The following is a 12,672-nucleotide window of genomic DNA, read 5'->3' on the forward strand; positions in this document are numbered from 1 at the left end:
AAATCACTTTAAAAATATTTTGCTACTGCAGGCCTATGACTTTATTAGGCCTGCACTTCAGTGATACCATTTAGTTATTAATTTTATTAGATGTTCACTATGCATAACTTCACGCCCAAAAAACTTTATCTAGATAAAAAAACAATCCTAGTCACAGGTGCCGGAGACGGTATTGGAAAACAAGCGGCCCTGCATTACGCAAGATACGGGGCAACTGTCATTTTACTCGGTAAAACGGTAGTAAAGTTAGAAAGTGTTTATGATGAAATAATGAATAATGGGGGAAATGAGCCAGCCATTGTGCCTTTGGATTTAAAAGGAGCAACAGCAAAACACTACCGGGATATGGCAAGCACCATTAATGATCAATTTGGTTGTTTAGATGGTCTATTACATAACGCCAGTGTTTTAGGACATTTAGGACCCTTTGCACAAATAAGTGAACAAGATTGGCAAAATGTATTGCAGGTGAATGTAACCAGTCAGTTTTTAATGACCCAAGCATTATTACCTAGTTTAAAAAAGGCGCCGCATTCTTCGGTTATATTCACGACTTCAAGTGTTGGTTTAAAAGGAATTGCTTATTGGGGGCCTTATTCTATTTCTAAATTTGCCACCCAAGGCATGATGCAAATACTGGCTGATGAGTATGAAAACAGTAGTATTCGATTTAATTGTATCAACCCTGGAGCCACAAAAACGGCGATGCGAGCAAAAGCATTCCCAGCAGAAAATGCAGATCATTTAAAAACACCAGAAGAAATAATGTCACTGTATTTGTACTTAATGGACAATGAAAAAAGTATCGAGAATGGTCAGACATTTGATGCTCAACCCAAATAGCCTGAGATGTTGGTTTCATCCGTCATCCGTCATCCGTCATCCATTTAGATAACAACTAATTTAAACAAAAAACCGGACATTATCAGTCCGGTTTTTTATAATGCTTCAGTTTGTCCTTTACCCTTGATCCATTTTCGCCCAAGTATCTCTGAGCCCTACCGCACGATTGAAAACCAACTTATCACCTTGGCTATCTTTGTCCTTGCAAAAGTAACCCGTTCTTTCAAACTGGACTGGAGCACTAAGTTCTGCATCAACAAGACTAGGTTCAACTATTCCCTGTTTAATGACTAAGGATCCTTCATTGATACAAGCTATTAAGTTTTCCTCTGCTGCAGGATTGGCAACTTTAAATAATCTGTCGTACAAACGTATTTCAGCTGGAACACCATTTGCAGCAGACACCCAATGGATAACACCTTTAACTTTTCGCCCATCAGCGGGATCTTTACCTAAGGTGTCTTTATCGTAACTACAGTAAACGGTGGTGATATTTCCTTGTTGGTCTTTTTCAATTCGTTCTGCTTTAATGATATAAGCATTTCTTAAACGTACTTCTTTGCCTAACACTAAGCGTTTAAACTTCTTGTTGGCTTCTTCTCTAAAATCTTCAGCTTCGATATAAATTTCTTTACCAAAAGGCACCGTTCTACTGCCCATGGATTCATCTGCTGGGTGGTTTGGTGCAATTAAGTTTTCGACATTGGCATCTGCATAATTTTCAATCACCAGTTTTAGTGGTTCAAGCACTGCCATCGCTCTGGGAGCATCAGCATTTAACTCTTCTCTTAAACAAGCTTCAAGCATGGACATTTCAACCATATTGTCCATTTTGGTGACACCAATTCGTTTACAAAACTCTCTCACAGAAGCGGAGGTATAACCTCTTCGCCGTAAACCTGCCACTGTTGGCATCCGTGGGTCGTCCCAACCATTGACCTGATTTTCTTCGACTAATTGAATTAATTTTCGTTTACTCAATACAGTATATTCAAGATTCAGTCTTGAAAATTCGTATTGGTGAGGTGTGGTATCAATGGTGATATTGCTGAGTACCCAATCATATAAACGTCTGTTGTCTTGAAACTCCAGAGTACATAAAGAGTGGGTGATACCCTCAATCGCATCAGAAATACAATGGGTAAAATCGTACATTGGATAAATGCACCATTTATCACCCGTTTGGTGGTGGTGAACAAAGCGTACTCTATACAAAGCAGGGTCACGCATGCACATAAAAGGAGAGCTCATATCAATTTTGGCTCTCAGTAGACACTCACCTTCTTTAAAATCACCGCCTCGCATCTTTTCAAATAAAGCTAAGTTTTCAGTAACCGTGGTTTCTCTATAGGCGCTATTTTTACCTGACTCTTTTAAGGTACCGCGTAACTCACGCATCTGTTCTTGGGATGAAAAATCTACATAAGCCAAACCTTTATTAATTAATTCAATGGCAAAAACATATAGTTGATCAAAATAATTGGACGAATAACGGACATCACCATCCCATTTAAAGCCTAACCAAGAGACATCTTGTTGAATAGCGTTAACGTAGTCGATATCCTCTTTTTCAGGGTTAGTATCGTCAAATCTGAGGTTACATTGACCTTGATAATCTTCGGCAATACCAAAATTAAGACAAACAGACTTTGCATGGCCAATGTGAAGATAACCATTTGGCTCAGGTGGAAACCGAGTCTGGATCTTGGTATGTAAACCTTCGTTAATATCTTTATCTATGATTTGACGAATAAAATTGGTCGGACGACTGTCAGTCTCAGCCATTAATGCACTCTCTTGGTAAAACTTGCGAATTTCAAAAGATATTATACCAGTATCAAATATCAAGATAATGGTTTTTACTAATGTGTTTGGTGTTTTATGTAGCTCAAAGCTGATTAATTTTTAAGTACCTGTTGAGTGTTGATTAAAAGTCGTTGTTAAATGACTAAGAAACAATCTAAGATAATGGCATATAAAGAAATTGTTCGTAATTTCATTTAAGGTTAGAAATTTGGTACCCATTCATTATGAGAGATAAAGCCACATCTTTTGATATTGCGCATCGTGCTGGTGTATCCCAATCTACGGTGTCCAGAGCATTACGTAATAGCCCGTTAGTTAACAAAGAAACTCGGGACAAAATTCAAGCTATAGCGACAGAACTCAACTACAAGGTGGATAAAAACGCCAGTAACTTGCGTCGTCAACACAGCTTGACTCTTGCGCTATTATTATTTGAAGATCCCACGTCAGACGATTCACTTATCAATCCATTTTTTCTGTCGATGTTAGGTAGCATTACAAAAGCGAGCACTAAAGCGGGTTATGATTTATTGGTTTCATTTCAAAACTTAAGCGATGACTGGCAATCCGAATTCGAAGACTCCAACAAAGCAGATGGTCTTATCTTATTAGGTTATGGCGATTATACAGACTACAGAGATAAATTGACTAAGTTGGAAGAACAAGGCACACATTTTGTTAGATGGGGTGCCCACGATGCCGATCATCCGGGGGTGTCTATCGGTTGTGACAATGTGCAAGGTGGTTTTGATGTGACTCAACATTTACTAAACATGCAGCGCAGAAAATTTGCATTTATTGGAGATGCAGGCAGTCAAGCGCCTGAATTTGAGGAGCGTTATCTAGGACACTGCCAAGCTTTAAAAGAAGCAGGAATAGCTGTCGATAACACCATGCAATTTGATGCTATCTCTACTGAGCAATCAGGTTATCAAGGGGTACAAAAATTAATTGATTCAGGTAACAGCTTTGATGCTTTATTTTGTGCCAGTGATCTTATTGCATTAGGAGCGTTGCGTTGTTTGCGCGAAAAAGGACTGCGTATCCCTGAAGACGTTGCGATTGCCGGTTTCGATAACATTCCTATTTCTAGTTTTGCTAACCCAGCATTAACGACTGTGCATCAAAACACCAAATTGGCTGGCGAGATATTAGTGCAAAGTTTGTTGAAATTAATCAGCGGTGAAGAAGTGTCTCATTATCTTATGCCAGTAGATTTAGTTGTGCGCCAGTCATGTGGCGCAAAAACCTAACACTATTTATTATCCATCAGCCGTTGTAACTCATCTATTAATAATGGGTCTGAAATCGGCCCTTGGCGCAACCATACTTGAACACCATGAGCTGCGACACTTGTTTGTAAATTAAGACTCGACTCAGTGATGCTAAGGTTATCATCACTCATTTGACTTACCCAGCTACCTGCTTGCATATATTTTTCTATCAAAAAATTGGTTTCTTGTTCACTTTTGTTCAACAACACTAAGGCAATTTGAGATACACCATCTTTCACTAAAACTCGGTAAAATGCCGCTTTGTTACCAGCCAATTCAAGATTAACTTGTAAACCACTTTGTAATGCGGGTACATTTTTACGGGTATTCACAATTTTGGTTAATGCGTTATGTATATTATGACCCTTTGCCAATTCTATGTTACTTTGACCTAGATAATTTCTATTTCCTTGGTGCTCGGCTTTTCCTCGCATGAATCCCAACTCCGATCCTTGATACAACACTGGGATACCGCGGCTGGTAAATAACCAATTATTAGCATCAATAAAACCATTATCGGTAGCATTCATTCTAGGCATATCGTGGTTGTCATAAAACGTAGCTAAATCATAAGGATTGGCATAAGGCCCGTGAGTCAAATATAAGTATTCTTCGAGATCTGCGTAATCACTTTCAGGATTTTCAAAGGTTGCGACAATGGCTTGTTTACCCACAAAATCCAATACGCTTATGGCTCCATTTTTGACCAAGGTATGTTGAGCTAAGAAATTTGCGTTGTAATCAAAACTCTCACCAAACATAAAGAACCCTGGATGTTTGGCACGAATTTGGTCTGACATGCGTTTCCAAAACTCATGGGGCACATGTTTAATGGTATCGATGCGAAACGCATCAGCGCCCTGCTCTATCCAATATAAATAAGAACCAATTAAATACTCTTGTAGTTTTGTATTACGATCATCGAGGTTTGATAACTGCATGATATCTGGCGTATGTCGAAACAACGCATGAAGAGGATTATTTGAATCCAATTCTTCGGGTTTAAGGTTTTGATGATCCGCGACTAACTTACCATCAATATCATATAACTCACCAAATTTAGGCTGATCGTTTGGCATTCCAAAAGAAGGTGAACCATGATTTGCTACAATATCAAACACAGACTTTAAGCCGTATTGCTGGCGCATTTGTTGAGTGTATTCTTTATACCCTAGATTTTGAGAAGGATAATGTTCGTCAATCTGGTAAAAGTTATTGGCCCAATAACCGTGATAGCCTGTTTTACCACCATCTTTGAAGGCACCGCCGAATTCTATCGGTTCACCACCTGAAAAAGCCTGATCGGGATTGTCTAAAATGGGCGTTAACCACACAGCAGTAAATCCCATATCACTAATATATTGACCGTTGTTTAATACACCTTTGAGATCACCGCCCATGTAGCCGACATTGGCTGTTTCTCCGTTTTCACCCACTAAGGGTAAGTCGAACGTTGGCCATTCACCGCCCTGATCCAATTGATTATTACTTGGGTCACCGTCGACAAACCTGTCTGTCATCACAAAATATATTGCTTCTTTAGCGAAAGGCTCTGTGGTTCCATAGAACTCTTGGACAGGTTTGTGGTTTATTGTATTTTCTTTAGATGTATTCTGAAAGTCGCAAGCCACCATAAATAAACACGATACTAAGGTCACCCCAAAAACTTTTTTATTTGAACTTAACAAAGTGTAACTCCTATTCAGGGATTTTAACTCGCAGGGTCATAACACCCGCGATTAACATGCTGCAACCACCAATTACTAAGGCGTAAACAGGCTGATTATCAAATACTTTAGTGATTAAAAAGCCTAAAATACTGGCAGCTAAAATTTGTGGGATAACTATAAAAAAGTTAAATATACCCATATAAACTCCCATCTTTTTGGCCGGCAGAACATTTGATAAAATCGCATAAGGAACCGACAAAATCGAAGCCCAAGCAAATCCTACTCCTACCATAGACAACACCAACCAAGCAGGATCTTTGATAAATATAAAGGAGATGAAACCAATGCCACCTAAGGTCAGATTTAACAAATGGGCAAATTGTAGGTTAGAGTAACGCACTACCACAGGAATAATAATGGCAGCGAAAATAGAAACACCATTATAAGTAGCCATTAGGATAGACACCCAATCAGCACCTTCGTTATAAATGGCTGAAGTGACGTCTTTAGTTGAATAATGGAAAGAGGTAACAGCAGAGTTGGTATAAATCCACATGGCAAATAACGGAAACCAAGAGAAAAACTGTACAACAGCTAACTGCTGCATAGCTTGGGGCATAGCAAACAAGTCATTCATGACTTCAGAAAAACCATTGCTGGTGCGGTCATTTTTACATAAGTAACCCGCTATTATTTGGCACACACCAAATGCCGCTAAACCACCTGCCATAATATACAAATTTTTATCTAGGCTTTCAATATTGCCTGCAATCAACAAGTACAACAGTAAACCAATTACCGAATAAATGATCCCGCCTTTAAAATATTTCTGACTGGAGCGTACCTTTTGAGGTTCAGTTGAGGAACCATCCTCTGCCGCTTGAGCGTCTTCATAAGCTGCTAGTTGTTCTGGTGAATACTCTTTGGTTGATAACACTGTCCAAAGCACAGCCACTAGAAAAATACTGCCACCTGCATAAAATGAAAACTTCACCGAATCAGGGATTAAGCCCGCAGCAGCAACATTGCTGATATCAAACCAATTGGTCATCATCCAAGGTAACGCAGAAGCCACCACTGCACCCACACCAATAAAAAAGGTTTGCATCGCGTAACCCATGGCCCGCTGTTTTTTAGGCAACATATCACCCACAAAAGCTCTAAAGGGCTCCATTGATACATTAATCGAAGCATCCATTATCCATAACATGCCCGCTGCTAACCAAAGTGTTGGTGAGTTGGGCATAATGAATAACGACAAACTAGCGGCGATAGCGCCCCATAAAAAATAGGGCCGTCTTCGACCTAAGCGATTCCAAGTGTTATCACTCATATAACCAATGATAGGTTGTACAATTAACCCGGTGATAGGTGCTGCCACCCAAAGTATGGCGAGGTTACTATAATCGGCACCTAAGGCTTCGAATATTCGACTTACGTTGGAGTTTTGTAAGGCAAAGCCAAATTGGATCCCTAAAAATCCAAAACACATATTCCAAATTTGCCAAAAATTTAACTGGGGTTTTGTTTTTTGCTTCATTTTCTGCATCAAGTAATCTCTAATACAGCTGTGAAATTTTGCAGATCTGCAAAACATTCACAGCTGTTAATAAAAAGTAAACGGTAAGATTAGAGAGTACCTTGAGTCTTGGTAAATCAACAACTTAATGCATACGTATTCACACTAAACGAGAACGCCTGCTTGGTTAATTAAGGGAATTGGACTCGCTGTAAGTAACCTTTCTCGCAACCAATCAGGTACAGGCGTTTTTTGATAGGTTTGGGTATCGACCATCACATAAGTCACCGTACTTTTAGCAATCTGTTGTTGTGACGTGAAGTTGCTGATCAATATCTCAAAACCATAGGACGTATTGCCCACCTTTTTTGTTTTTACCTCGAGCGCCAGAACATCATCAAACTTTGCAGATGCATGCCAATCGATATGCAAACTGACCACTTGGCTGTCTAAGCCTTTATCAAGTAAGGCTTGAAATCCACCCACTGCAGCTCTGAAATATTCAGTCATAGCAATATCAATATAATCAGCATATCGAGCGTTAAACACAACCTGTTGGGCGTCACATTCTCCATATCGAACCCTTAATAACAAGGTGAACTGTTCTGTTATCAAAGATGTATTTGGCTGGGTTATATTCTGCATTACGTTCCTTAATGTAATCGGGGTTTGTTTTCTGATCCTGTTGGGTCTTCAACTTGAACTTGCCATTCCTCGCCAATGTCGATGTCATCATCCGAGGGGCTCTCTTCCCATTCATAGCGTTTCAGTACTGGTTTAGGATCGCTGTTTCGCCATATGAAGGCTGCAATCACTCCAGCTAAGGCCCCAAAAAAATGATACTCAAATGAGATACCTTCTTCTCTAGGAAAAATCGTCATTGTCATGCCGCCGTACAGTAAAAAAGCAATCATCATAATGGCAACTGAACTTTTATCACGGCGAAAGATACTGGCAACAAACAAAAAGAAAAATAAGCCATGAGTCACACCACTAGCGCCTATGTGGTTAGCTTGACGGGCAAACAACCACACACCTACGCCAGACAAAATCCACACTAACGTCAACACCTTCCACCAAGACTTAGGATAACCGTAATACAAAAAACTAGCTAAAATCAGGATCGCAAAGGTATTATTAAAAATATGTTCCAAAGAACCATGCACCAAAGGTGCGGTGAAAATGCCTAACAATCCTGAGACTTCTAAGGGCATCAGTCCCAAAAAAGATAAATTCAAACCGAACAATATCTCAGCGGACTTCAGGCACCACAGCAAGGTAATCGCTAATATTGAATACAGGATACTTTTGGACAATCTTTTATTTTGTTTCATGTTTCATGATATTGGGCAGAGTTATGTATTTTAAAGAGGCGGCTTGGCTGAAGGGGGAGAAATATTTACGCACAGTTATGGCTGCTTACTAATACCTGATACAATTTAATTCATTTTAGATAAATCTTAACCAATTCCAGCTAAACACCTGATTTCAATTATAAGAGGCAAAGAAATCCAATAAGCTAATATAAGTTGGAACTTGAATATGGATTCGTTATAAATACTCATGTCGGATGTTAAAGCATTAAATGGATAATCAAACTGTTATAAATTTTCATAGAAGGTATTTGCATATTGTTTTTTACACAATGGCGATCTGCACCTTATTTTCACCAAAAATTGTTTTCGCCGATCAATATCAATTACAACTAATAGTTGATCTAAGTGAGTTAAACGATGAAGGCAATAATGCAGTATGGTTGGAACCGTTAGCTAGTCCCACTAATAACGGTGAGTTTTTTGTCGCACAAGATAATGGGCGGGTTTATTTGACGAGCCAAAATCCTAAAAGCAACCAAAAAACAATTTTAAATTTACCATTAACTACGAATAGCCCAGGTTTTATTTCCCTTACCGCAATGACCCTACACCCAAATTTCACAAGCCCTGAACATTCGGGATACGCCACCATATTTACGGCGCACACCACAGAATTTCATCAAAAAACTAATAATAATCGATTAACACTGAATGATACTAATATTACTTTTGGTTTTGAAACTGTGATCACAGCCTGGCAGTATGATTTTGAAAAACAAAAAATAGATCCTAAAACTAAGAGAGAAGTGTTACGTATTCCCATAAATAAGCAGGATAGCGGTATACGAAATCTGAAATTTGATCCATATCAGAAAACTTGGAACCTTGATTATGCACAGCTATATTTTTCTTTAAATCACATAGATGAACTTAAAGATTATCCTCTGTATTCTGGCGTAATATTACGCATTGACCCCCATGCTTTTGGAGAGTTTAACTACACCGTTCTCGATACTAATCCTTTCATCAAAGACTCTAACATCAATAATGAAATAGTGGTAATGGGCGTCCAAAATATTGAACGTTTTTTTAGGGCTAAAAACGAACACACGTCAATATTCATCCAACATAATAACAATGAACAACACCGTCTGAGCAAAGCAATACTTGGTGATAATTTACTCACCCAGTCTGAGTCTAATATCCTTTGGCAACAACCCAATGCAATGTCAGCAATGTTACTTTATCAGGGACGTGACTTTATGAGTCTAAGAGATAAGATGGTTTTTATCACACTGCTAGATAATAAATGGCATTTAGGTTCTCTTGCACTTGTACCATTAATTAACGAATTGCCAATATTCGAAGAGCTCCTCACTAAAGACGTTCTATCACCAACTTCTGATTTGAACATTTATCAGGATAATCAAAATGAAATAATACTTTTTGATAACCACAAAAGTAAGATGTATTCACTGCAGTTAATTGTTTCAAAGGTAATTGAATCAGTTACAACTCAGTCAAACACGACAGCGGCTGGATCTAACAACTATATTTTGCACATAAGTTTATTGACGGGATTGTTGTTACTTTTGATTTTTGTGTATCGTAAGAAAATGAATAATCGTAGCTCTGACTCTCCATTAGATAAAGACCATCTGCAATTAAAATATGAGCCAACCACACAAATCATTACGCTGTTCAAAGCAAATCAGAAGAAGGACTACAAAACTCTTACCCTTGACGACATTATTCGTTGCGAAATATTGTTGAATAAAAATATTATTAATACTATTGATGACCAGCCAGACAATGCACTAAACAATCAAATCGAAGTAGATATGCGTGCTCTTTTTTCCAAAGAATACTATACTAAAATGGATGATGAGGACACTCGGCAGATTGAAATAGTCTTATCCGTCAAAGGTGATAGTTTCAGAGTGAGTCTATATCTGAGAAAAGGCAACAGTAGAGTAACAGGTACAAAGTATGATGAGATTATAGATATACTTGTTGATCTGTGCTGGAGTATTTCAAAATGTATCAACCACAAAGATACAGAGGCTCGTATAATTCCTATCGTTAAATACTTTCATCCTAGTATGAAGGTTTCGCCTATACACTCCAACAAATCACAACAAAGAAGACATAAGAAAATTGAAGATCCAATCCAAGAGCCAGCAAAGTATACAAGCACAGCTTCAAAATTCTCAAACCAAGTAAAATCACAAACTGAATTGGTTGATGCGCTGGATAAGTTAGTCAATTTGCATCAACAAGGATATTTAAGCGATGAAGAGTTCAGCTTAGCTAAAACCAAATTACTGAAATAACTTACCAAATAAATGAATACTAACAATAGGTATCCAGCGATATAAAGCATAAAAAAGTAAACAAATAGACTTCACAATTTGGAAAAACAAGTCGCGAACATCAAAATATTTTTTTAAACTGTCATCTTTTCAGCCCACAAGCGTGCTTGAAAATCTATTTAATTACAGTATCTCCAACGTTTGGATACTCGTTAAAAGAAAACAATCTGCTATCTCAAATTATACTTTTCAGGGGTCATTAGATTGTTTCAATATGCATGCTTTAAACGATACATTACTGTTACCAACATGCACTCAAATCAAGAACCAAACGTTATAATAGAATTAAACTTGCTTAAGGTCCTGTGGGGTATCAATATCAAATGCGGCTTCTGGTATAGCGATACTAATAATCTGTTGCGAGTGTTGTAAAAGCAGTGTCTTTGCGCCTTTATCACCTGTTAATTGACTTAATTCAGCAAAGTATTGTTTTGGAAATATCACAGGAACTCCATGCCCACCCCGATACTTCGCCGCAACAATGTGTGTGGGGTGTTTTTTTGCAGCATCTAACAATCTGCTAATCATTTGTTGTGTTAAAGCTATTTGATCTGCTAAACCAATCAACACATGGGATCTATCACTAGCAATATTCAGTATGGATTGCGCCAACGTATGGCCCATTCCCTTTCGCCATGAACTAACAACATACTTGTTCACTTCATCAGGCAAAACTTGAGTGATTAACGCTGCATTTGCACCTAATACTACACATCCATGTGTAATGCCTTGTAACCACTTTTCACCTTGACGATAGGGTGAGAGGCAATGGCAAATCATGGGCTGGCCATAAATATCTGTTAGCTGTTTTATTCCACCAAAACGTTGACTTTGACCTGCGGCTAATAATATCAGCTCGGTTTTCACTGATTTAGCACACCACTGATAGACAAGCCGTCTGCGTTTTCTAATACAGCATGTACTTCTGCTAACATAGACAGGGCAATAGATTCAGGCAATTCACCGCCTAATCGCAAACCTACTGGGTTAGCTAAAGGTTTAGACAAGTCATTTCTGGTTAACTTTGCAATATCTAATACTCTGTCAGTGCGATGAGTGGGCCCAAGTAATCCAACATATTTGGCACTACTGCTTTGTACTAACTTTAATGCTGCGGCATCAAGTTTTATGTTATGTGTTAAGACCAACGCAGCATCTATTTGACTAAGCCAAGTCGTGCCATACAAGTCGTCTAATGACTGACGGATAATCTGATTGGCTTTTGTGAAAAACTCAGCCTTTGCGTAGCCAACACGAGGATCAATAAGTAGCACCTGCCATCCCAACTCAGCCGCTATAGAGACTAAAGGCTTTGCATCGACACCCGCTCCAAATACAGCTAGCAACGGGGCAGGACTAAGTAATTGTACAAAAACGTTTGCGGAACCAGTTACTTGGGCACTCGTCCCTAACGTTTGAGACTTTTCGTCTATCGGCAGTACTTTATTGGATGGTATACCTTCATCGATTTGTTGATGATATTCGGCCTTTTGCCTTTGCTCTAAATAGCTATTCAACGCATCAAGTTTGAGATAATCATTGTTTGCATGTACCGGCTGTAACAAAATTCTCACCATGCCGCCACAACCAATACCCAGTTGCCAAGCAAGATCCTCTTCTTCACGCATATCGTACTCAATGATACGATTACGTTGATTATCCCAGCAGCGCCTAGCTTGACGCATGATATCCGACTCTAAACATCCGCCGCTTAACAAACCGAAATATTGCCCCATGTCATTGATCAACATCATGGCCCCAGCTTTACGGTAAGAGGAGCCGTCGGTTTCAATAATAGTGGCCAATACCCACAAATGTTTATCTCTTTTTTGTGACCAGTGGTCCAGTAACTGGCTTATTCTATTTGCCATT

Annotated in this window: 10 protein-coding genes; 3 read left to right on the forward strand and 7 right to left on the reverse strand. The window is 38.8% G+C overall.

Features of this window, described 5'->3' with window-relative positions; all coding sequences use genetic code 11:
• Nucleotides 1-99 precede the first annotated feature (99 nt).
• Complete coding sequence (locus CXF95_RS10580) at nucleotides 100-843, forward strand: YciK family oxidoreductase (protein ID WP_101198616.1); 744 nt, start codon at nucleotides 100-102, stop codon at nucleotides 841-843.
• Between the two features lie 117 nt (nucleotides 844-960).
• Here CXF95_RS10580 and glnS read toward each other — a convergent pair whose 3' ends face one another.
• The gene (gene glnS / locus CXF95_RS10585; protein ID WP_101198617.1) at nucleotides 961-2,628 is read right to left on the reverse strand and encodes a glutamine--tRNA ligase; all 1,668 of its coding nucleotides are present in this window, start codon (nucleotides 2,626-2,628) and stop codon (nucleotides 961-963) included.
• Nucleotides 2,629-2,873: 245 nt separating this feature from the next.
• Here glnS and CXF95_RS10590 point away from each other — a divergent pair, with 245 nt between their 5' ends.
• The gene (locus tag CXF95_RS10590; RefSeq protein ID WP_101198619.1) at nucleotides 2,874-3,902 is read left to right on the forward strand and encodes a LacI family DNA-binding transcriptional regulator; all 1,029 of its coding nucleotides are present in this window, start codon (nucleotides 2,874-2,876) and stop codon (nucleotides 3,900-3,902) included.
• Between the two features lie 2 nt (nucleotides 3,903-3,904).
• On the opposite strand, the gene CXF95_RS10595 is transcribed toward CXF95_RS10590, so the two are convergent.
• The 4 genes from CXF95_RS10595 to CXF95_RS10610 form a co-directional block, all read right to left on the reverse strand.
• Entirely contained in the window at nucleotides 3,905-5,557 is a 1,653-nt protein-coding gene (locus tag CXF95_RS10595) for an alpha-amylase family glycosyl hydrolase (RefSeq protein WP_101198778.1), read from the reverse strand.
• 64 nt (nucleotides 5,558-5,621) lie between these two features.
• A complete protein-coding gene (locus CXF95_RS10600) occupies nucleotides 5,622-7,133 on the reverse strand; it encodes an MFS transporter (protein ID WP_369809302.1) in 1,512 nt (503 codons plus the stop codon).
• Between the two features lie 144 nt (nucleotides 7,134-7,277).
• Nucleotides 7,278-7,757, reverse strand: a complete 480-nt coding sequence (locus CXF95_RS10605; protein WP_101198622.1) for a thioesterase family protein — start codon at nucleotides 7,755-7,757, stop codon at nucleotides 7,278-7,280.
• A gap of 8 nt (nucleotides 7,758-7,765) precedes the next feature.
• Complete coding sequence (locus CXF95_RS10610) at nucleotides 7,766-8,350, reverse strand: rhomboid family intramembrane serine protease (RefSeq protein WP_369809303.1); 585 nt, start codon at nucleotides 8,348-8,350, stop codon at nucleotides 7,766-7,768.
• A gap of 347 nt (nucleotides 8,351-8,697) precedes the next feature.
• Between CXF95_RS10610 and CXF95_RS10615 the strand changes: the two genes are divergently transcribed.
• The gene (locus CXF95_RS10615) at nucleotides 8,698-10,761 is read left to right on the forward strand and encodes an SHOCT domain-containing protein (RefSeq protein ID WP_157828126.1); all 2,064 of its coding nucleotides are present in this window, start codon (nucleotides 8,698-8,700) and stop codon (nucleotides 10,759-10,761) included.
• A 324-nt stretch (nucleotides 10,762-11,085) separates the two neighbouring features.
• On the opposite strand, the gene CXF95_RS10620 is transcribed toward CXF95_RS10615, so the two are convergent.
• Together CXF95_RS10620 and CXF95_RS10625 are read right to left on the reverse strand one after the other, a co-directional pair.
• Entirely contained in the window at nucleotides 11,086-11,667 is a 582-nt protein-coding gene (locus CXF95_RS10620) for a nucleotidyltransferase family protein (RefSeq protein WP_101198626.1), read from the reverse strand.
• The gene (locus CXF95_RS10625) at nucleotides 11,664-12,671 is read right to left on the reverse strand and encodes an XdhC family protein (protein WP_101198628.1); all 1,008 of its coding nucleotides are present in this window, start codon (nucleotides 12,669-12,671) and stop codon (nucleotides 11,664-11,666) included. Before CXF95_RS10625 ends, CXF95_RS10620 begins: the two co-directional genes overlap by 4 nt.
• Nucleotide 12,672 lies beyond the last annotated feature (1 nt).

This window comes from Paraglaciecola sp. MB-3u-78, from assembly GCF_002835935.1.
In the GTDB taxonomy this organism is placed as follows: domain Bacteria; phylum Pseudomonadota; class Gammaproteobacteria; order Enterobacterales; family Alteromonadaceae; genus Paraglaciecola.

Excerpts from the sequence above, each read along its gene's own strand:
- CXF95_RS10580 (WP_101198616.1), top strand. The coding sequence starts at position 100 with ATGCATAACTTCACGCCCAAAAAACTTTATCTAGATAAAAAAACAATC.
- glnS (WP_101198617.1), bottom strand. The coding sequence starts at position 2,628 with ATGGCTGAGACTGACAGTCGTCCGACCAATTTTATTCGTCAAATCATA.
- CXF95_RS10590 (WP_101198619.1), top strand. The coding sequence starts at position 2,874 with ATGAGAGATAAAGCCACATCTTTTGATATTGCGCATCGTGCTGGTGTA.
- CXF95_RS10595 (WP_101198778.1), bottom strand. The coding sequence starts at position 5,557 with ATGGTGGCTTGCGACTTTCAGAATACATCTAAAGAAAATACAATAAAC.
- CXF95_RS10600 (WP_369809302.1), bottom strand. The coding sequence starts at position 7,133 with ATGAAGCAAAAAACAAAACCCCAGTTAAATTTTTGGCAAATTTGGAAT.
- CXF95_RS10605 (WP_101198622.1), bottom strand. The coding sequence starts at position 7,757 with ATGCAGAATATAACCCAGCCAAATACATCTTTGATAACAGAACAGTTC.
- CXF95_RS10615 (WP_157828126.1), top strand. The coding sequence starts at position 8,698 with ATGGATAATCAAACTGTTATAAATTTTCATAGAAGGTATTTGCATATT.
- CXF95_RS10625 (WP_101198628.1), bottom strand. The coding sequence starts at position 12,671 with ATGGCAAATAGAATAAGCCAGTTACTGGACCACTGGTCACAAAAAAGA.